Origin of the sequence: Pseudomonas sp. URMO17WK12:I11, from assembly GCF_007677725.1 — a bacterium.
GTDB lineage: Bacteria > Pseudomonadota > Gammaproteobacteria > Pseudomonadales > Pseudomonadaceae > Aquipseudomonas.
Window position 1 is genome coordinate 36,815 of sequence record NZ_VEDF01000005.1, and the last position, 20,724, is coordinate 57,538.

19 protein-coding genes are annotated in these 20,724 nt (G+C 63.9%); 13 read left to right on the forward strand and 6 right to left on the reverse strand.

All coding sequences use genetic code 11. The features are described from left to right. The first annotated feature begins 5 nt into the window (after nucleotides 1-5). The 7 genes from FS665_RS11270 to pdeM all read left to right on the forward strand — a co-directional run bounded on the left by FS665_RS11270 (nucleotide 6) and on the right by pdeM (nucleotide 9,900). Nucleotides 6-203, forward strand: a complete 198-nt coding sequence (locus FS665_RS11270) for an SEC-C metal-binding domain-containing protein (protein ID WP_145187771.1) — start codon at nucleotides 6-8, stop codon at nucleotides 201-203. A 114-nt stretch (nucleotides 204-317) separates the two neighbouring features. Then, entirely contained in the window at nucleotides 318-2,759 is a 2,442-nt protein-coding gene (locus FS665_RS11275) for a penicillin acylase family protein (RefSeq protein ID WP_145187774.1), read from the forward strand. 84 nt (nucleotides 2,760-2,843) lie between these two features. After that, complete coding sequence (locus FS665_RS11280; protein WP_145187776.1) at nucleotides 2,844-3,860, forward strand: ligase-associated DNA damage response exonuclease; 1,017 nt, start codon at nucleotides 2,844-2,846, stop codon at nucleotides 3,858-3,860. Beyond that, entirely contained in the window at nucleotides 3,857-5,515 is a 1,659-nt protein-coding gene (locus tag FS665_RS11285; RefSeq protein WP_145187779.1) for an ATP-dependent DNA ligase, read from the forward strand. Before FS665_RS11280 ends, FS665_RS11285 begins: the two co-directional genes overlap by 4 nt. 87 nt (nucleotides 5,516-5,602) lie before the next feature. Next, nucleotides 5,603-6,718: a succinylglutamate desuccinylase/aspartoacylase family protein gene (locus FS665_RS11290; protein ID WP_145187782.1), complete on the forward strand. Its 1,116-nt coding sequence runs from the start codon at nucleotides 5,603-5,605 to the stop codon at nucleotides 6,716-6,718. Between the two features lie 66 nt (nucleotides 6,719-6,784). Next, complete coding sequence (locus FS665_RS11295) at nucleotides 6,785-9,229, forward strand: ligase-associated DNA damage response DEXH box helicase (protein WP_145187785.1); 2,445 nt, start codon at nucleotides 6,785-6,787, stop codon at nucleotides 9,227-9,229. Further along, complete coding sequence (pdeM, locus tag FS665_RS11300; RefSeq protein WP_145187788.1) at nucleotides 9,226-9,900, forward strand: ligase-associated DNA damage response endonuclease PdeM; 675 nt, start codon at nucleotides 9,226-9,228, stop codon at nucleotides 9,898-9,900. Before FS665_RS11295 ends, pdeM begins: the two co-directional genes overlap by 4 nt. Here the strand turns inward: pdeM and FS665_RS11305 are convergent. Further along, nucleotides 9,886-10,104 carry a hypothetical protein gene (locus FS665_RS11305; RefSeq protein ID WP_145187791.1) on the reverse strand — a complete coding sequence of 73 codons (219 nt, stop codon included), beginning with the start codon at nucleotides 10,102-10,104 and terminating at the stop codon, nucleotides 9,886-9,888. The genes pdeM and FS665_RS11305 overlap by 15 nt on opposite strands. A 98-nt stretch (nucleotides 10,105-10,202) precedes the next feature. Beyond that, entirely contained in the window at nucleotides 10,203-10,769 is a 567-nt protein-coding gene (dcd, locus tag FS665_RS11310) for a dCTP deaminase (protein WP_145187793.1), read from the reverse strand. 328 nt (nucleotides 10,770-11,097) lie between these two features. Here dcd and FS665_RS11315 point away from each other — a divergent pair, with 328 nt between their 5' ends. Further along, entirely contained in the window at nucleotides 11,098-11,307 is a 210-nt protein-coding gene (locus tag FS665_RS11315; RefSeq protein ID WP_016488765.1) for a cold-shock protein, read from the forward strand. 125 nt (nucleotides 11,308-11,432) lie between these two features. Here FS665_RS11315 and apbC read toward each other — a convergent pair whose 3' ends face one another. After that, a complete protein-coding gene (gene apbC, locus FS665_RS11320; protein WP_145187796.1) occupies nucleotides 11,433-12,527 on the reverse strand; it encodes an iron-sulfur cluster carrier protein ApbC in 1,095 nt (364 codons plus the stop codon). A 155-nt stretch (nucleotides 12,528-12,682) separates the two neighbouring features. Here apbC and metG point away from each other — a divergent pair, with 155 nt between their 5' ends. The 3 genes from metG to FS665_RS23410 all read left to right on the forward strand — a co-directional run bounded on the left by metG (nucleotide 12,683) and on the right by FS665_RS23410 (nucleotide 15,727). Next, on the forward strand, nucleotides 12,683-14,728 hold the full coding sequence (gene metG / locus FS665_RS11325) for a methionine--tRNA ligase (protein ID WP_145187799.1): 2,046 nt from the start codon (nucleotides 12,683-12,685) through the stop codon (nucleotides 14,726-14,728). Between the two features lie 79 nt (nucleotides 14,729-14,807). Further along, nucleotides 14,808-15,446 carry an endonuclease III gene (gene nth / locus FS665_RS11330; RefSeq protein ID WP_145187802.1) on the forward strand — a complete coding sequence of 213 codons (639 nt, stop codon included), beginning with the start codon at nucleotides 14,808-14,810 and terminating at the stop codon, nucleotides 15,444-15,446. Between the two features lie 104 nt (nucleotides 15,447-15,550). Further along, a complete protein-coding gene (locus FS665_RS23410) occupies nucleotides 15,551-15,727 on the forward strand; it encodes a PA3496 family putative envelope integrity protein (RefSeq protein ID WP_178108329.1) in 177 nt (58 codons plus the stop codon). 43 nt (nucleotides 15,728-15,770) lie between these two features. Here FS665_RS23410 and FS665_RS11335 read toward each other — a convergent pair whose 3' ends face one another. Next, a complete protein-coding gene (locus FS665_RS11335) occupies nucleotides 15,771-16,397 on the reverse strand; it encodes a response regulator transcription factor (RefSeq protein ID WP_145187804.1) in 627 nt (208 codons plus the stop codon). Between the two features lie 297 nt (nucleotides 16,398-16,694). On the opposite strand from FS665_RS11335, the gene FS665_RS11340 reads away from it, so the two are divergent. Next, nucleotides 16,695-17,135, forward strand: coding sequence for a hypothetical protein (locus FS665_RS11340; RefSeq protein WP_145187807.1), 441 nt, complete (start codon nucleotides 16,695-16,697; stop codon nucleotides 17,133-17,135). 95 nt (nucleotides 17,136-17,230) lie between these two features. On the opposite strand, the gene FS665_RS11345 is transcribed toward FS665_RS11340, so the two are convergent. Then, the gene (locus tag FS665_RS11345; protein WP_145187810.1) at nucleotides 17,231-18,448 is read right to left on the reverse strand and encodes an argininosuccinate synthase; all 1,218 of its coding nucleotides are present in this window, start codon (nucleotides 18,446-18,448) and stop codon (nucleotides 17,231-17,233) included. 136 nt (nucleotides 18,449-18,584) lie between these two features. Further along, nucleotides 18,585-19,493 (reverse strand): OmpA family protein, encoded by a 909-nt coding sequence (locus FS665_RS11350; protein ID WP_145187813.1) that lies wholly within the window; start codon nucleotides 19,491-19,493, stop codon nucleotides 18,585-18,587. 129 nt (nucleotides 19,494-19,622) lie between these two features. Between FS665_RS11350 and pyrC the strand changes: the two genes are divergently transcribed. Beyond that, nucleotides 19,623-20,669, forward strand: a complete 1,047-nt coding sequence (gene pyrC / locus FS665_RS11355; RefSeq protein WP_145187816.1) for a dihydroorotase — start codon at nucleotides 19,623-19,625, stop codon at nucleotides 20,667-20,669. Nucleotides 20,670-20,724: the final 55 nt, after the last annotated feature.

Genomic DNA, 20,724 nt, shown 5'->3' on the forward strand with positions numbered 1-20,724 from the left:
CTGCAATGACCCAGCAACCCCATGTTCATGGCCCCGACTGCAACCATGGTCACGATCATGACCACGATCACGGCCATGTCCACGGCCCGCACTGCAACCACGGCCACCAGGAACCGGTGCGCAACGCCCTGAAGGACGTCGGCCGCAACGATCCGTGCCCATGCGGCAGCCAGAAGAAGTTCAAGAAGTGCCACGGCGCCTGATCGCCACGCCTTGAGCCGGTCAGGCGCGCGGCCTGATCGGCGCCTGACCGTGGCTGCATGCTACCTTTACCCCTCTGCCCCTATTCCTCGCCACGCCCCCCAGGAGCCTTCGTCATGGCCGCCCCCGTGCTTCCACCTTTCCGCCTGCGGTTCACCGCCGCCGCTACGCTGCTCGGCATGCTCGGGCTTGCCGGCTGCCAGACCGGCGGCGTGCGGGACAGTGTGCCGCCGACCACCGGCGTGCAAGCGCTCAAGGGGCTGGCGCAGAACGTTTCGGTACGGCGCAATGCGCTGGGCGCGCCACTGATCGAAAGCAGCAACTTCCATGATGCGCTGTTCAGCCTGGGTTACGTGCATGCCAGCGATCGCCTGGAACAGATGGTCGCCATGCGCCTGCTGGCCCAGGGCCGGCTCGCCGAACTTGCCGGCAGTCAGGCGCTGCCCATCGACCGCCTGATGCGTGCAGCCAACCTCAAGCAACGCGCAGCCCAGCAGTACGCCGATGCCTCGCCGCGCCTCAAGCGCTTCTTCGAGGTCTACGCCCGCGGGGTCAATGCCTACCTGTTCCGCTACCGCGACCGGCTGCCGGGCGAGCTGGCCAGCAGCGGCTACCGACCCGAGTACTGGAAAGCCGAAGATTCGGCGCTGATCTTCAGCCTGTACGCTTTCAGCCAATCGGTGAATGTCCACGAAGAGCTCAGCGCCCTGGTCCTGGCGCAGCAGGTGGGCAGCGATAAGCTGGCCTGGCTGCTGCCCGGCGCCCCGGATGAACCGCTGGCCGATGCCGAGCCAGAAAAACTCAAGGGCCTGAACCTGGCCCGTCAGCTGCCCGGGCTGACCGAGCTGGCCGCAGCCAGCCGGCAGTTGGCCGATCTGGGCCTGCTCGGCAGCCCAGGCTCGGCCAACCTGGCGCTCGGCCCGCAGCGCAGCCGCAGCGGCAAAAGCCTGCTGGCCAGCGACAGCCGTGCCAGCTGGGCGCTGAGCCCGGTGCAGATCCACACTGCCAGATATCAGGTCGCCGGGCTGTCACTGCCGGGCTTGCCCATCGTGCTGGCCGGCTACAACGGCAAGCTGGCCTGGAGCAGCAGCGCGGTCATGGCAGACAACCAGGACCTGTACCTGGAGCAACTGCGCCATGCCGGCAACCAGGTCAGTTACCTGGCCGACGGCAAGTGGTTGGCCGCGCGCGCGCGCAACGAAACCTTCCTGGTCCGCGGTCAGCGTCCGCAGCGTGAGGTCATGTACGACACCCGTCACGGCACCCTGCTGGGCGACACCCGGAGCGCCAGCTTGGGCTTGGCCCTGAGCCTGCCGCAGCTGCAAGGCGAGCGCAGCCTCGACGCTTTGTTCGACCTGACCCGCGCGCAGAATCTCGAGCGCGCTTTCGACAGCACGCGCGAAGTCGCCAGCGCAGCGTTGAATTTCGTCTTCGCCGAGCCTGAGCACATCGGCTGGCAGGTCAGCGGCCGTTACCCCAACCGCCGCGAAGGCCAGGGCCTGCTGCCCTCACCTGGCTGGGACGGGCGCTATGACTGGGACGGCTATGCCGACCCCATGCTGCACCCGTACGATCAGGATCCGCCGGCTGGCTGGATCGGCCACGCCAACCAGCGCAGCTTGCCACGCGGCTATGGCATGCAGCTGTCGAGCACGTGGTATTACCCCGAGCGCGCCGAGCGTCTTGGCCAGTTGGCTGGCAATGGCCGGCACGACAGCCGCAGCCTGATGGCGCTGCAGAACGACCAGGTGACATTGCTGGCCGGCAAGCTCAAGCAGATGTTCAACGCCCCCGGCATGGCCGGCCCGCTCGACCAGGCCATCGCCGCTCTGGCGCCAGCCCAGCGGGACAAGGCCCGCGAAGCCCTGGCGCGGTTGCAGGCCTTCGATGGGCGCCTGAGCCCGACGTCAGCCGATGCCGCGCTGTACGAACTGTTCCTGCAAGAGGTGACGCGCCAGACCTTCCTCGATGACCTGGGCCCGGCCTCAAGTCCGGCCTGGCGGGCCTTCGTCGGTAATGCACGGCTGTCGTATTCGGCCCAGGCCGACCATCTGCTCGGCCGCGATGACAGCCCGTTCTGGGACGATCGCAGCACGCCGCACAAAGAAGACAAGCCGACCATTCTCGCCCGCAGCCTGGCCGGCGCCATCGACACCGGCAGCGCCTTGCTGGGCGCTGACCGCCGCGCCTGGCAGTGGGGCACGCTGCACCAGTACCGATGGCCAGCGCCGAGCTACCACGGTTTGGGCGATGCACTGCGCCGTGCACCGATCGCTACCGGTGGCGACTTCAGCACCTTGGCCATGACCCCCTACGCGTGGGGCAATGACTTCGACACCTACCTGCCTGCCTCGGCACGCATGATCGTCGACTTCGGCCAGGCCGAGCCGTTGCAGGTGCTGACCAGCAGCGGCCAGTCCGGCAATCCGGACAGTGGTCATTACCAGGACGCCCTGGATGCCTGGTTCAAGGGTCGGTTCATGAGCCTGCCGCTGCAACCGCAGCACTTCGCCAAGGCCTACGGCAACCAGCGCCTGACCTTGGTGCCGGGGCGCTAAGCGACCCGCCGCGCGCATCGCAGCCGAACTTCCGCTGTCCATGGCGGCTCCTAACTGGTAATCCCGACCAGCACAGGCACCGCCATGGACCTTGTGATCGCCCGACCCGAAGGCCTGTACTGCCCACCCGGCGACTTCTACATCGACCCTTGGCGCCCGGTCGACCGCGCCGTGATCACCCATGGTCACGGCGACCATGCCCGTACCGGTAATCGCCATTACCTCACCGCCGCCCCCGGCGCCGGCATCCTGCGCAGTCGCCTGGGCCAGGACATCGACCTGCAGACCTTGGCCTATGGCGAACGCATCCAGCACCACGGCGTCACCTTGAGCCTGCACCCGGCCGGTCATGTGCTGGGCTCGGCGCAGGTGCGCCTGGAATATCAAGGTGAGGTCTGGGTCGCGTCCGGCGACTACAAGGTCGAACCCGATGGCACCTGCGCCGCCTTCGAGCCGGTGCGCTGCCATACCTTCATCACCGAATCGACCTTCGGCTTGCCGATCTACCGCTGGCCGAGCCAGGCCGAGATCTTCGCCGGGATCAACCAGTGGTGGCGCAGCAACCGTGACCAGGGCAAGGCCAGCGTGCTGTTCTGCTACGCCTTCGGCAAAGCTCAGCGCATCCTGCATGGTCTGGACCCGGACATCGGCCCGATCCTGGTCCATGGCGCCGTCGAGCCACTGAACCGGGTATACCGCGAAGGCGGCGTGTACTTGCCGCAAACCCGCTATGCCGGCGATGTAGCGCGCAACGACCCGCTCATGCGCCAGGCCCTGGTCCTGGCGCCGCCGTCCGCTGGCGGCAGCAGCTGGATGCGCCGTTTCGGCGATTACAGCGATGCCTTCGCCAGCGGCTGGATGTTGCTGCGCGGCACGCGGCGCCGGCGCGGTGTCGATCGCGGTTTCGTGCTGTCCGACCATGCCGACTGGCCAGGCCTGCTGTGGGCCATCCGAGAGACTGAAGCACAGCGGGTGATGGTGACCCATGGCTCGGTCAACGTGCTGGTGCGCTACCTCACCGAACTGGGCCTGGATGCCCGCGCCTTCGTCACCGAATATGGCGACGAAGACGACACTCACTCAACGCAGGCCGACGCATGAAAGCCTTTGCCCAGCTCTACCTGCGCCTGGACGCCACCACCTCGAGCAACGCCAAGCTGCAAGCCTTGCGCGACTACTTCGCCAGCGCGCCGGCGGCCGACGCGGCCTGGGCGGTGTACTTCCTCGCCGGCGGCCGCCCGCGCCAGTTGGTCCCGACCCGCGTACTGCGCGAGCTGGCCACAGCGATGGCGGGCTTGCCGGAATGGTTGTTCGAGGAAAGCTATCAGGCCGTCGGCGACCTGGCCGAGGCCATCTCCCTGCTGCTGCCGGAATCGGCGCATGCCAGCGACGAGGGCCTGGCGCATTGGGTCGAGGTGCACCTGCTGCCACTGCGTGGGCTGCCGGCCGAGGAGATCCAGCAACGCTTGCCCCAGCTCTGGGCGCAACTGGATCGCCCCAGCCTGATGCTGTGCTTGAAACTGATCACCGGCAGCTTCCGCGTTGGCGTGTCCAAGTTGCTGGTCACCCGCGCCCTGGCGCAACTGGCGGAGCTGGACGCCAAACGTGTGGCGCAACGGCTGGTCGGCTACACCGACATCAGCCACCGGCCGACAGCCGCCAGCTATCAGAAGCTGATTGCCGAGGAGTCGGCGGACGAGCACAGCCAGCGCGGTGGCCAGCCCTACCCATTCTTTCTCGCCCACGCCCTGCAAGCACCGACCGAGCAATTCGATACCTTGCTGGGCCCGCCCAGCAATTGGCAGATCGAATGGAAATGGGATGGCATCCGCGCCCAGGTGGTCAAGCGCGAGGGTCAGCTGTGGATCTGGTCCCGTGGCGAGGAGCTGGTGACCGATCGCTTTCCCGAACTGCACGGCATGGCCGAAAGCCTGCCCGACGGCGTAGTGATCGATGGCGAGATCCTGGTCTGGAAGCCCGGCGCCGATGCCGCCAAGCCCGCCGTTCAGCCGTTCGCCCTGCTGCAGCAACGCATCGGCCGCAAGACCCTCGGCAAGAAGGTCCTGGCCGATGCCCCGGTGGTGCTGCAGGCCTACGACTTGCTGGAGTGGCAAGGCGAGGATTGGCGCAACCGTGCCCAGCATGAACGCCGCGCGCAGCTGGAGCGGCTGGTGCAGGCGCATCCCCTGGCCCCCTTGTTGCTATCGCCGCTGTTGGAGGGTGACAGCTGGGAGGCCTTGGCCGAACAGCGTGAACAGTCGCGCAACCTGGGCGTCGAGGGGTTGATGCTCAAGCAACGCGAGGCGCTGTACGGCGTGGGCCGCACCAAGGACATGGGCCTGTGGTGGAAATGGAAGATCGACCCGTTCAGTGTCGATGCCGTGCTGATCTACGCGCAGCGCGGTCATGGCCGCCGGGCCAGCCTGTACAGCGACTACACCTTCGCCGTGTGGAATGCGCCCCCCGGCACGCCCGATCGGGCCTTGGTCCCATTCGCCAAAGCCTATTCGGGCCTGAGCGATGCCGAGATGCGCAAGGTCGATGCGATCGTGCGCAAGACCACCGTGGAAACCTTCGGGCCGGTGCGCAGTGTCACGCCAACCTTGGTCTTCGAGCTGGGTTTCGAGGGTATCGCGCTGTCCAAACGGCACAAGAGCGGTATTGCCGTGCGCTTCCCGCGCATGCTGCGCTGGCGTCTGGACAAGCCTGTGGACGAGGCTGACGACCTGGCCACCTTGCAGGCGCTGCTGGCCTGAAGAGCAGGCGAAAACGGGCAAACTATGCTTCTATCTGTGGGCCGACACGTGTCGCAGTCCGTTTTTCGTCACGCAGCCAGGACCACCATGCACCACTCGACTCACGATTTGCTCTCCCCCGTGCCGGGCGTCACCCGGCAATTGCACAGCTTCCACTTCGGCCCCCGGAGCGGCGCCAAGGTGTACATTCAGGCGTCGCTGCATGCGGACGAACTACCTGGCATGCTGGTGGCCTGGCACCTCAAGCGGCGTCTGGCCGAGCTGGAGCGACAAGGGCGCCTGCAGCGCGAAATCGTCCTGGTGCCGGTGGCCAACCCCGTAGGCCTGGAGCAGGTCATGCTGGACGCGCCGCTGGGCCGCTTCGAGCTGCAGAGCGGTGAGAACTTCAATCGCAACTTCGTCGACTTGTCCGACAGCATCGGCGATCAGGTCGAAGGCCTGCTGACCCAGGATCCGGCCCATAACCTGGCGTTGATCCGCGACCACCTGCGCCGTGGCCTGGCCGCACACCCGGCACACACGCCCCTGCAGTCGCAACGCCTGGCCCTGCAACGGCTGGCCTGCGATGCCGATCTGGTCCTGGACCTGCACTGTGACTTCGAGGCGGTCGAGCACCTGTACACCACGCCGGAAGCCTGGCCCCAGGTCGAGCCGCTGGCACGCTTACTGGGCGCGCAGGCCAGCCTGCTGGCCACCGACAGCGGCGGACAGTCGTTCGACGAGTGCTTCAGCCTGGTCTGGTGGCAGTTGCAGCAGCGCTTCGCCAAGCGCTTCCCCATCCCGCTGGGCAGTGTCGCCGTAACCATCGAACTGCGCGGTCAGGCCGACGTCAACCACGAACTGGCGAGCAAAGACTGCAACGCCATCGTCGGCTACCTGACCCACGCCGGTGCCATCAGCGGCCCCAGCCCTGCGCTGCCACCCCTGCCGCGGGCGGCCACCCCACTGGCAGCTGTCGAGCCGCTGGTGGCCAGCTCGGGCGGCCTGCTGGTCTATCACGCACGCCCCGGCGACTACTTGCAAGCCGGGCAGTTGGTCGCCGAAATCATCGACCCGCTCAGCGATCAGGTCGGCGAGGTACGCAATCGCCAGCCAGGCCTGTTATATGCACGCGGTGTGCGGCGCATGGCCACCGCTGGCATGGTCATCGCCCATGTCGCCGGCACCGAGGTATGTCGCAGCGGCTACCTGCTGGCCAACTGATCGAGTAAAACCAATGGGCGCGACCGGTGGTCTGTAGAACACAGCCCTTCAGGACCGCGCCCACGCATGCCCTCCGATCTTGCCAATGCCTGGTTTGCCGCCCTCGGCTGGAAACCTTTCGCCTTCCAGCGCCAGGTCTGGGCAGCGGTGGAGCGCGGCGAATCCGGTCTGCTGCATGCCAGCACCGGCGCAGGCAAAACCTATGCAGTGTGGCTGGCAGCCTTGCGCGCCTTCGCCAAAACCGCCAACGCCCGCCAGCCGGCGCCCTTGCAGGTGCTGTGGATCACGCCCATGCGCGCCCTGGCTGCCGACACCGCGCGGGCCTTGCAGGCACCGGTCGATGAACTCGGCCTGAACTGGACCGTGGGTGTACGCAGCGGCGACACCGGCAGCGCCGAACGGGCGCGCCAGGCGCGGCGCTTGCCCAGCGTGCTGATCACCACCCCCGAAAGCCTCACGTTGCTGCTGACCCGCGCCCAGGCGGCCGAAGACTTCGCCAGCCTGCGCATGGTGGTAGTGGATGAATGGCACGAGCTGCTCGGCAACAAACGCGGGGTGCAGTTGCAATTGGCGCTGGCGCGCCTGCGCCGCTGGCAACCGGCGCTGGTGACCTGGGGCCTGTCGGCCACGCTGGGCAACCTGCCACATGCCCTGGACGTGCTGCTGCCAACAGGCGGCCAATTGGTCAAGGGCCGCCAGGACAAGCAACTGCTGGTCGACACGCTGCTGCCCAAGGCCATCGAACGCTTTCCCTGGGCCGGGCACATGGGTCTGAAGATGCTCGATCAGGTGGCCCATGAACTCGATGTCAGCACCAGCAGCCTGGTGTTCACCAATACCCGCGCCCAAGCAGAGCTGTGGTACCAGGCCCTGCTCGATGCCCGTCCCGAGTGGGCCGGGCTGATCGCCTTGCACCACGCCTCGCTGGCCAGGGCAACCCGCGACTGGGTTGAGCAGAGTCTCAAGCAAGGCACTCTCAAAGCCGTGATCTGCACCTCGAGCCTGGACCTTGGCGTGGACTTTCTGCCGGTCGAGCGAGTCTTGCAGATTGGCTCGGCCAAAGGCATTGCCCGGCTCATGCAACGCGCCGGTCGTTCGGGCCACGCGCCGGGGCGGCGCTCGCGCATCACCCTGGTGCCCACCCATAGCCTGGAACTGGTTGAGGCTGCTGCAGCGCGAGCGGCGTTGGCTGCCGGGCACATCGAGGCCCGCCGCTCGCCGCGGCTGAGCATGGACGTGCTGGTGCAGCATCTGGTGAGCATGGCACTGGGCAGCGGTTTCCGGCCCGATCAACTGCTCGAAGAAGTGCGCAGCACCTGGGCCTTTCGCGACTTGCGCGACAGCCAGTGGCAATGGGCGCTGGACTTCGTCAATCATGGTGGCTATTCCCTGACCGCCTATCCGGACTACCAACGGGTCGAAGCGCACCCGGACGGCCTCTGGCGGGTCGCCAGCGAGCGCTTGGCCAGGCGGCACCGCATGGGCATCGGCACCATCGTCAGCGAGGCCAGTCTGCAGCTCAAGTACTGGAGCAAAGGCGGCGGCGGCAAGCACCTGGGCAGCGTCGAAGAAGCCTTCATCGCCCGCCTGCGTCCAGGCGACACCTTGGTATTCGCAGGTCGCGTGCTGGAATTGGTGCGGGTCGAGGGCATGACCGCCTACGTACGCCGCAGTACCGCACGCAAGGCTGCCGTCGCGCGCTGGAATGGCGGGCGCATGCCGCTGTCCAGCGAGCTGGCGGATGCTTTGGTCGAACAACTCGATGGCGCCGCTCATGGCCGCTATCAGGCTCCGGAATTGCAGGCAGTACGGCCCCTGCTGGAGGTGCAGGCACAGTGGTCGGCGCTGCCCACCCGCACGACCCTGCTCGCTGAAACCATGAGCTCGCGCCAGGGCTCGCACCTGTTTTTGTATCCGTTTGCCGGGCGCATGGCCAACCTTGGCCTGGCCAATCTGATCGCCTGGCGAGTGAGCCGGGTGCAACCGCTGTCGGTATCGATCGCGGTCAACGACTACGGCTTCGAGCTGCTCAGCCCCAGCACTGTGGACTGGGCAGGCTGCTTGCCAGAGGCACTGTCGGGGCAAGATTTGCTTGAAGACGTATTGGCCAGCCTCAACGCCGGGGAAATGGCCTTGCGGCGCTTTCGCGAAATCGCGCAGATCGCCGGCCTGGTGTTTGGCGGCTACCCGGCTGCGCAGAAAAGCACCCGACAGATTCAGGCGTCCAGCGGCCTCTTTTATGAAGTGTTTCGCAAGCACGATGCCGATAACCTGCTGCTCGGGCAGGCGCGAGACGAAGTGCTGAGTGAAGAGCTGGAGATCGAGCGGCTGCATCAGCAGCTGCTGAAAATGCAGGGGTTGCGCCTGGACCTGCGCGTCCTGCAACGGCCCGGGCCGCTGGCCTTCGCCTTGCTCGTCGAGGGCATGCGCGAAACCCTGAGCACGGAAAAACTGGCCGACCGCATCGCGCGGATGGTGGCAGACCTGGAAAAAGCAGCGAACCGGACATGACTGTGCATTTGAGTATCGAACACTGCGGCCAGACCCTATGGCTGCTGCCCGACAAAGCCATCTACTGGCCAGCGCGCAGGGCGCTGCTGGTCGCCGACGTCCACATCGGCAAGGCTGCGAGCTACCGCGCGTTGCATCAGCCGGTTCCACGGGGCACGACCACGGCGACGTTGGCACGCCTGGATGAATTGCTGCTTCGCTATGCGTGCGAACAGCTGATCGTGCTCGGCGATTTCCTGCACGCCCGCACGGCCCGGACCCCTGCAACGCTGGCCGCGTTGCAGGCGTGGAAAAATCGGCATCCAGGGCTGAAGGTGATCCTGGTACGCGGCAACCATGACAAGCACGCCGGCGATCCGCCTGCGGAACTGGGCATCGAGGTGGTGGATGAGCCGCTGCTGCTGGCGCCGTTCGCGCTCAAGCATGAACCCGAGGCACACCCCGGCGTTCCTGTACTGGCGGGCCATGTGCATCCGGTCTACGTGCTGCGCGGTCGGGGACGGCAACGGCTGCGCTTGCCCTGTTTCCTGCTGGATCAGCAGGTCAGCCTGCTGCCGGCATTCGGCGAGTTCACCGGTGGCTGGAACGTGGAGCCTGCCAACAGCACCCGCGTATTCGTCGCAGGCGCCGAGCAGGTCTGGGCACTGGCCCTGCCGTCAAGCGACAGGTGAGGGAGGCGGCTCGTCGGGAATGGTCGGCTCACCCGGTTCGGTCGGCGGCTGATCGCCCGGCTGCGGCGTATCCGGCCCCGGCTGCCCTGGCACGCCGCCAAGCTGCATCGGCAGGGGCTGTGCCAGCAGTGACCACGCCAACAGACCGATCTGATTGGGCTGCAGCACGGCCAGCTTCTCACTGATGGTGGGGTTGAGTTTCATTGGCACCTCCAGACGAGGGCCGTCTCGCTTCATGCGAGTCGGCGCTGTTCACTGTGTTGGAGTGCCGTTCGGGAAACTAATTCCCCGCGCTCGTCGGATCAGGTGCGCGGCAGGGTAACGCCGCGTTGCCCCTGGTACTTGCCGCCACGATCCTTGTACGACACTTCACATTCTTCGTCGGACTCGAGGAAGAGCATCTGCGCCACGCCCTCGTTGGCGTAAATCTTGGCGGGCAGCGTCGTGGTATTGGAGAACTCCAGCGTCACGTGACCTTCCCACTCAGGCTCGAGGGGCGTGACGTTGACGATGATGCCGCAGCGGGCATACGTGCTCTTGCCCAGGCAGATGGTCAGCACATTGCGCGGAATCCGGAAGTACTCCACGGTGCGGGCCAGGGCGAAAGAGTTCGGTGGAATGATGCAAACGTCGCTCTTGATGTCGACGAAGCTGCCAGCGTCGAAGTTCTTCGGATCGACGGTGGCCGAGTTGATGTTGGTGAACACCTTGAATTCATCGGCGCAGCGCACGTCGTAGCCATAGCTGGAAACGCCGAAAGAGATGACCCGGCTGTCGTGCTCGCCGCGCACCTGGCGCTCGACGAAGGGCTCGATCATGCCGTGTTCCTGCGCCATGCGGCGAATCCACTTGTCCGATTTGATGCTCATGGCGGGGTGTCCTGAAGAGTTGCGAGGGGAAAATCCAGGCGTGCATCTTACCGGTCCCGGCGCCTGGGTTAAAGTTCCAAGCCACACCCCGCGTCGGCTGCGGCCTGGAGTATCCGCCGATCTGAATTTCGACAAACCTTTCACCGGTTATTGGCAGGTCAGTGAAAGTGGGTTAAGGTGACGCCACTGTGCTGCACGCGACACCGAAGATCTGTTTGATGCACGATTCACATCGGCCCATCTGCAAGACTCCTTCTGCTCCTTTGCACTCAGTTCACGGCTGGGGCTTTTCCTGGCCGCCATCAACTTTGTCCAAGGAGACAGAAAAATGTCCAACCGTCAATCCGGTACCGTCAAGTGGTTCAACGATGAGAAAGGCTACGGCTTCATCACCCCTCAGTCGGGCGACGACCTGTTCGTGCATTTCAAAGCCATCCAAGCTGACGGCTTCAAGACCCTGAAAGAAGGCCAGGCTGTTACTTTCGTCGCTACCCGCGGCCAGAAAGGCATGCAGGCTGAAGAAGTCCAGATCGCCTAAGTCGATCTCGCTTCCTCGCTTCAAAAAAACCCGCCTCCTGGCGGGTTTTTTTATGCCTGGTGATTGCACCAGGCCAGCCACTGGGCAAGCGGGCGGACCCGCCGCCCAGCGGCGCGCGGTAGCTGTCAGTCGTCGCTGACGGTAATGCTGGGCATGGCGGGTGCCGCCGCCTCCTGCTGGACGATGCGCGCACCGACCTGGCGCGCCAACTCCTGGTAGACCATGGCGATCTGGCTCTCAGGCTCGGCGATGGCCGTCGGCTTGCCGTTGTCGGCCTGCTCGCGGATCAGCATCGACAGCGGCAACGAAGCCAGCAGCTCGACCCCATACTGGGCCGCCAGCTTCTCGCCCCCGCCTGCGCCGAACAGGTGTTCGGCATGACCGCAGTTCGAGCAGATATGCACGGCCATGTTTTCCACTACGCCCAGCACCGGAATGTTGACCTTGCGGAACATTTCCACGCCCTTTCTGGCATCGAGCAGGGCCAGGTCCTGGGGTGTGGTGACGATCACCGAGCCAACCACCGGGACCTTCTGGGCCAGGGTCAACTGGATGTCGCCGGTGCCTGGCGGCATGTCGATGACCAGATAATCGAGGTCATCCCAGGCAGTCTGGGTCACCAGCTGCAGCAGCGCGCCGGAGACCATCGGCCCACGCCAGACCATCGGCGTGTTGTCGTCGGTCAGAAAGGCCATGGACATCACTTGCACGCCATGGGCCTGGATCGGCACGAACCATTTCTGCTCGCGGATCTGTGGGCGCGTGCCTTCGGCGATACCGAACATCACGCCCTGGCTGGGGCCGTAGATATCGGCATCGAGGATGCCGACCCGGGCGCCTTCGCGCGCCAGTGCCAGCGCCAGGTTGGCGGCGGTGGTCGATTTGCCGACGCCGCCCTTGCCCGAAGCCACGGCGATGATGTTCTTGACGTTGGCCATGCTCGGCACCTGGGCCTGGGCCTTGTGCGCCGCGACCACGCAATCGATCGACACCTGGGCCGAACCGACACCGTCGAGGTTTTCGATCGCCGTCTGCAGCACCTGCGCCCAGCCATTGCGGAACAGCCCAGCGGCGTAGCCTAACTGCAGGTGCACGGCGACCCGGTCACCCTGGATATCGATGGCGCGCACACAACCGGCGCTGACCGGGTCCTGGTTCAGATAAGGGTCGGTGTACTGGCGAAGCACGCCTTCGACGGCGGCACGGGTGACGGCACTCATGAACACTCCCATTGGCAAACTGAGTTCAAAACAGGCACCTATCCTAACCGTCAATCGTCAGCAGATGCGTGCTTGGGGTGAAATATCTTCGCTGGGCCTTTATAGTGGCCGATCACCCTGATGTTCACCTGAGCCCTATAAGTAGCCGAGCCACCATGTCCGAGCCACGCCAGATTCTCGTTACCAGCGCCCTGCCCTACGCCAATGGATCCATCCACCTTGGCCATATGCTGGAGTACATCCAGACCGACATGTGGGTGCGCTTCCAGAAGCTGCGTGGCAACCAGTGCATCTATGTCTGCGCCGACGACGCCCACGGTTCGGCCATCATGCTGCGCGCCGAGAAAGAAGGCATTAGCCCCGAGCAACTGATCGCCAATGTGCAAGCCGAGCACAGCGCTGACTTCGCTGATTTCCTGGTGGACTTCGACAACTTCCATTCCACCCACAGTGAAGAAAACCGCGAACTGTCGAGCCTGATCTACACCCGTCTGCGGGACGCCGGGCACATCGCCACGCGTTCTGTGACCCAGTACTTCGACCCGGAAAAAGGCATGTTCCTGGCCGACCGCTTCATCAAGGGCACCTGCCCCAAATGCGCGGCCGAAGACCAGTACGGGGACAACTGCGAGAAGTGCGGCGCGACCTACGCACCGACCGAGCTGAAGAACCCCAAGTCGGCGATCTCCGGCGCCACGCCAGTGCTGCGCGATTCCCAGCATTTCTTCTTCAAGCTGCCGGACTTCCAGGCCATGCTGCAGCAGTGGACCCGCAGCGGCACGCTGCAGGATGCGGTAGCCAACAAGCTGGCCGAATGGCTCGATGCCGGCCTGCAGGAGTGGGACATCTCGCGCGATGCGCCGTACTTCGGCTTCGAGATCCCAGGCGAGCCGGGCAAGTACTTCTATGTCTGGCTGGATGCGCCGATCGGCTACATGGCCAGCTTCAAGAACCTCTGCGCACGTCGCCCGGAGCTGGACTTCGATGCGTTCTGGAACGAGGGCTCGACCACCGAGCTGTACCACTTCATCGGCAAGGACATCGTCAACTTCCATGCGCTGTTCTGGCCAGCCATGCTCGAAGGCGCAGGGTTCCGCAAGCCGACCGCGGTGAACGTGCACGGCTACCTGACGGTCAACGGCGCCAAGATGTCCAAATCGCGCGGTACATTCATCAAGGCGCGCACCTACCTTGACCACCTGCAGCCCGAGTACCTGCGTTATTACTACGCAGCCAAGCTTGGCCGTGGCGTCGATGATCTCGACCTGAACCTTGAAGATTTCGTGCAGAAGGTCAATTCCGACCTGGTCGGCAAAGTGGTGAACATCGCCAGCCGTTGTGCCGGCTTCATCCACAAAGGCAACGACGGCGTCATGGTCGCCGGCAACGCCGCGCCCGAATTGACCGAGGCCTTCATTGCCGCCGCCCCGTCGATCGCCGAAGCCTATGAAGGCCGCGACTTCGGCCGTGCCATGCGCGAAATCATGGCCTTGGCCGATCGCGCCAATGCCTGGATCGCCGACAAGGCGCCGTGGTCGCTGGCCAAGCAGGAAGGCAAGCAGGATGAAGTGCAGGCCATCTGCGCCCAGGGCATCAACCTGTTCCGCCAGCTGGTGATTTTCCTCAAGCCGGTGCTGCCAGTGCTCGCCGCCGATGCCGAGGCCTTCCTCAACGTCGCCCCGCTGACCTGGAACGACCACAGCACGCGCCTGGAAAACCACATGCTCAATCCATTCAAGGCGCTGATGAGCCGCATCGAGCCTGCAAAGGTCGAAGCCATGGTGGCCGCCAGCAAGGAAGACCTGCTGGCCGCCGAAGCTCAATCACCAGCGCCGGTCGGCAACGGCGAGCTGGCCAAGGATCCGCTGGCCGCGCAAATCGAGTTCGACACCTTCGATGCGGTCGACCTGCGCGTTGCCCTGATCGTCAAGGCCGAGGCTGTGCCTGGCGCCGACAAACTGCTGCAGCTGACGCTGGATATCGGCGACGAGCGGCGCAATGTGTTCTCGGGGATCAAATCGGCCTACCCGGACCCTTCCAAGCTCGAAGGGCGGTTGACCATGATGGTGGCCAACCTCAAGCCGCGCAAGATGCGCTTCGGGGTGTCCGAGGGCATGGTCATGGCAGCAGGCCCGGGTGGCGAGGAGATCTACTTGCTCAGCCCTGACAGCGGCGCCAAGCCCGGTCAGCGTATCAAGTAATCCCCCTGCCCCGGCCTCAGCGCCGGGGCAGCTCCATCTGCAACCGGCCCTGCCCTGTCGTCAAGGAATGCATTGACCGATGAACGCCGCCAAACGCCTGGAGATCTTTCGCAGGCTGCACGAAGACAATCCCGACCCCAAAACGGAATTGGCTTATACCACCCCTTTCGAGTTACTGGTCGCGGTGACGCTCTCGGCGCAGTCCACCGATGTCGGCGTCAACAAGGCCACCGCGCGGCTGTTTCCGGTCGCCAACACCCCTCAGGCCATCTATGCGCTGGGTGTCGAAGGGTTGAGCGAATACATAAAGACCATCGGCCTGTATAACAGCAAGGCCAAAAATGTCATCGAAGCCTGCCGCTTGCTGATCGAGCGCCACGACGGTGTGGTTCCGCAAACCCGCGAAGACCTGGAGGCCTTACCGGGCGTAGGGCGCAAAACGGCCAACGTGGTGCTCAACACCGCTTTTCGCCAACCGACCATGGCCGTCGACACGCATATCTTTCGGGTCAGTAACCGAACCGGTATCGCGCCGGGCAAGACGGTGCTGGAGGTCGAAAAGAAGCTGATCAAGTTTGTACCCAAAGATTACCTGCTAGATGCCCACCATTGGCTCATCCTGCATGGACGCTATGTGTGCCAGGCACGCAAACCCCGCTGCGGCAGCTGCCGCATCGAAGATTTGTGCGAGTACAAGCACAAGAGCAGTGACGATTGAGCCGATAGTAAAAACGCCGGCGTTTCGATTGAAAAAATCTTTTTTACCCGCGTTCGCTTTCTCGCTATAAGGACGGCCATTAGCCCTTTGGCTTGGAGCGACCCATGAGTGACGATAAAGACGACCTGTCGATCGAAGATGACTTCGTAGCTGTCGAGGACGATGCAGAGCCGCAAGTGGAGCCTGCGAAGACCAACCTGAGCAAGCGTCGCACCATCGACAACCTGCTCGAGGAGCGGCGACTGCAACGGCAACTTGCCGACTTCGACTACGACCTGTAGCCGCGCAGTCGCCTGCGCGCAGGAGGCTGCCTGCGCGGCCATCTCAATTGAGGTTATGCCGTCGCGCCAACTCGACCAGATCGACCAGCGAGTGCGCGTTGAGCTTCAGCAGCAGCCGGGTTTTGTAGGTGCTGACTGTCTTGTTGCTGAGAAACATGGCGTCGGCGATTTCCTTGTTGGAGCGCCCGCGCGCAAGCTGCTGCAGCACCATCATTTCTCGGGCCGACAAACGATCGACCATCTCCGTTTCGCTGGCACCGCCCACCCGTCCCCGTGTCTTGTGCAAGGCCTGGTTAGGGAAGTAGCTGTAGCCTGAGAGCACTGCCTTGATGGCGCTGAGCAGCTCGGTGAGTTCCTGCTGCTTGCACACATAGCCAGAAGCGCCGGCCTGCATGCAGCGCATGGAAAAATGCCCAGCGGCCTGTGAGGTGAGGACCAGCACGCGGCTCCCCGGACTTGCCGCCGCCATGCGCGCGATGACTTCCAAGCCGTCTAGCTTGGGGATGCCAATGTCGAGCACCACGATATCCGGATGGTGCTCGCGCGTAAGCTGCAAGGCCGCTATGCCGTTGTCGGTCTCGGCCACCACATCGTACCCGTGCCGCTCCATCAGCATGCGCACGGCCAAGCGTATGACCGGATGATCATCCACGATAAGGACTTTATTCATGCGATATCCATCATTGGTTATTTAGCATTGACGATTGCCCCACCTTAACCGAGCCGAAGGTGCAATGGCGCATCGATACCCCGCGCAAATAGCCGAATAGATGATCCCTACAATGGTTTGGGAAATTTCCTACAAGGGGCGATTTACAGCACAAGCGCCGAAGTGCTTCGCCCTAGTGACTCAACCCACAACGCAGCGATAAGCAGGCGCGCCCGCTGACTCGGAAAGAGTCCACAATTTGGTTGAGGCGTTCAGTCGGTTATTGATAGCCGACAATATGAAAGGAGGCATCCCATCATGACCGAGAGCCAACCTGTAGCCCCGTTGACGATCATTGCCATCTTCGCGGGGATCATCGAGGCATCAGCCCTGGCCACGTTGCCGTTTCTCAGTGAAAAGAGTCAGACTTACTACACTTGGTTTCTCGTCGGCTTTCCGTTCTTTCTTACCGCCCTGTTCTTTCTGACGCTGAACTTCAACTACAAGTCGTTTTACAAACCCGATCCCGCCGAGCCCCGCGCTGCGCTTGAACCGGTGTTACAGCCGCACCCGCCGCAGGCAGTCACCATGATCTTTTCCGGGCCTGATGCACAGGCGCGCCTGCAGCAAGAGGTGCTGCAGGCGGTTACCCAAGTGCATCCGGCAGACAGGCATTGGCGTTTTCATCAAGAGGAGTTACAGCGCATCGTGCTGCTGTCGATCGTCTGCCAAGCCCCAGGCTATCGCCGTGAACGTTGACCAGCAGCAGCGTGACGCGCACAAAAAACCCCGGCAGCCGCCAGGGTTTTTGATGTCTGCGCGCCAGGCGCTTTACGACATTGCCTGCGTGGCGATCAGAGCATGCCACGGCCTTTGTTGGCAGCGATGCGCATGCGCAGGGCATTGAGCTTGATGAAGCCCGCAGCATCGGCCTGGTTGTAGGCGCCGCCGTCTTCCTCGAAGGTCGCGATGTTGGCATCGAACAGCGAGTCGTCGGACTTGCGACCGACCACGACAACGTTGCCCTTGTACAGCTTCAGGCGAACCACGCCATTCACGTTGACCTGCGACGCGTCGATCATCTGCTGCAGCATCAGGCGCTCGGGGCTCCACCAGTAACCGGTATAGATCAGGCTGGCGTACTTGGGCATCAGCTCGTCTTTGAGGTGAGCGACTTCACGGTCCAGGGTGATCGACTCGATGGCACGGTGTGCCTTGAGCATGATGGTACCGCCAGGGGTTTCGTAGCAGCCGCGCGACTTCATGCCTACGTAGCGGTTTTCTACGATGTCCAGGCGCCCGATACCGTTGGCACCACCGATGCGGTTCAGTTCGGCAAGCACGGTGGCCGGGGTCATGTCGACGCCGTCAATGGCGACGATATCGCCGTTGCGGTAGGTCAGCTCGATGTAGGTGGCCTGGTCAGGGGCGTTTTCTGGCGAAACGCTCCAACGCCACATGTCTTCTTCGTGCTCGGTCCAGGTGTCTTCCAGTACACCGCCCTCGTAGGAGATGTGCAGCAGGTTGGCGTCCATCGAGTACGGCGACTTCTTCTTGCCGTGACGCTCGATCGGAATGCCATGCTTTTCGGCATAATCCATCAGCTTCTCGCGCGACAGCAGGTCCCATTCGCGCCATGGGGCGATGACCTTGACGCCAGGCTTGAGGGCATAGGCACCCAGCTCGAAGCGAACCTGGTCGTTACCTTTACCGGTAGCACCGTGGGAAATGGCATCGGCGCCAGTTTCGTTGGCGATCTCGATCAGACGCTTGGCGATCAGCGGGCGGGCGATGGAAGTACCCAGCAGGTACTCGCCTTCGTAGACGGTGTTGGCGCGGAACATCGGGAAGACGAAATCACGCACGAATTCTTCACGCAGGTCGTCGATGTAGATCTCTTTGACGCCCATTGCCTGCGCTTTGTCGCGTGCCGGCTCGACTTCCTCACCCTGACCCAGGTCAGCGGTGAACGTCACCACTTCGCAGTCATAAGTATCCTGCAGCCACTTGAGAATCACCGAAGTATCAAGGCCGCCGGAATACGCCAGTACGACCTTTTTTACGTCCGCCATGCCATCACTCCACGGGGTTGTACGGAAAGCGGCCGATTCTACCGGCGTTGCCGATAAATTTACAGAGGCGCGACAGCTTCTGACGACAAAGCGACAAGAACTTTCTGTGGGGCGACGCCAGTGGGCGCAGGCACGCTCACAGCTGCTTGGGTGGCGCCGCCACGTCAGGCGCGACCGCCGGTTTGGGTGGTGCTGCCACTCGGTCCAGCTCGATGTTCACCCGGCGATTGCGCGCCCGGTTGGCTGCGCTGTTGTTCTTCACCAGCGGGTAGCGCTCACCGTGGAAGCGCACGACGATCTGCTCTTCAGGCACACCATGGGCCTTGAGGTAATCGGCCACCGCCAGTGCCCGACGCCTGGAAGTGTCACGGTTGGTGAGGCGATTGCCACTGTTGTCCGAATGGCCATTGAGTTCGATGTGATTGACCGTCGGATCAGCCTTGAGGTAGTCCAGAATGACGTCCAGGCGCGCCCGCGCGTTGGCGTCCAGCTCCAACCCGCCGCCCGGGAAGCCGACCTGGGTCTGGCGCACCTGGTCATAATTCATCGCCAGCATCTTGCTCGCACAAACCTGGTAATCGCCATAGGCCTTGGCGAAACTCACCGGCAGTACCCGCACCTCCATGGCCCGCCCGCCTTCGCCGGTGTAATTGCGCACCACCGTGCTGCGGCCATCGAGCAAGCCGTTGATCAGGCGGCTGGCCTGGCTTTGCGAAGAGCTGAACAGCACACCACTGCGGGCCATGCGTACCGCGCCCAGGTTGACGTCGCCACGCCCTGGTTGCCAGGGGGCGGCGGCGGCGAGCAGGGTTGCAGCGCCCGCGCCCAGCACATTGCTGTCCGAACGCAGCCTGAACACTGGCTGCTCACCGGCCTTGCGCACGAACTCGCCACTGCCGAAACCGTCGATCGGCTGAATCAGGCGGCATTCGAACTGATCGCCCTCGACCTTCCAGGCGACATTCTCCACGCGGGTCTGGAAGGTCAATGCACCGGCCGGCAGGCTGGCGACAAGGGTCAACAGGGCTAGGTAACGCTGGCGCACGGGCGGCTCCACAAATTCTGACTGCTACAGGCAGGCTATCGGACGCTTGGCTGAAAACTTGATAGCCGTGCTCGGACCGGGGTTTTCCGGTAGCATTGGCGCCTGAGTTCGACCCGCCTGGAATCCCCAATGTCCGATCGCCTGACCCTCCTGCGTCCCGACGACTGGCACATCCATCTGCGCGATGGTGCCGTCCTGCCTCATACCGTTGGTGATGTGGCGCGTACTTTCGCCCGTGCCATCATCATGCCCAACCTGGTTCCGCCGGTGCGCACTGCCGTCGAAGCTGGCGCCTATCGCGAGCGGATCCTGGCCGCTCGCCCGGCCGGCAGCCGCTTCGAACCGTTGATGGTGCTGTACCTCACCGACCGCACCAGCCCCGAAGACATCCGCGCGGCCAAGGCCAGCGGTATCGTCTACGCCGCCAAGCTGTACCCGGCCGGTGCCACGACCAACTCCGATTCGGGCGTGACCAGCATCGACAACATCTTCCCGGCCATCGCGGCACTGGCCGAGGTGGGCATGCCGTTGCTGGTCCACGGTGAAGTGACGCGCAGCGAGATCGACGTGTTCGACCGCGAAAAGCGCTTCATCGATGAGCACATGCGCCGCCTGGTCGAGCGCTTCCCGACCTTGAAAGTGGTGTTCGAGCACATCACCACCGGCGATGCCGCGCAGTTCGTCAGCGAAGCCCCGGCCAACGTTGGCGCTACCATCACTGCCCAACACCTGCTGTACAACCGCAACCACATGCTGGTGGGCGGTATTCGGCCGCATTTCTATTGCCTGCCGATCCTCAAGCGCAACACCCACCAGGTGGCACTGCTCGACGCAGCCACCAGCGGCAACCCGAAGTTCTTCCTCGGCACCGATTCGGCACCGCACGCCCGTCATGCCAAGGAAGCGGCCTGCGGGTGCGCTGGCTGCTACACCGCTTACGCTGCGATCGAGATGTACGCCGAGGCATTCGAGCAGCGCAATGCCCTGGACAAACTCGAAGGCTTCGCCAGCCTGCACGGGCCGGCTTTCTATGGCCTGGCGGCGAACACCGACACCATCACCCTGGTACGCGAAGAGTGGACCGCTCCAGACAGCCTGCCGTTCGGCGAGCAGACCGTGATCCCGCTGCGCGCCGGTGAGACGTTGCGCTGGCGCCTGCTGGAGGACAACGCGTGAGCGAAGACCATTACGAAGACGACCAGGACAGCCTGGGCGGCGGCTCGCGTCACCC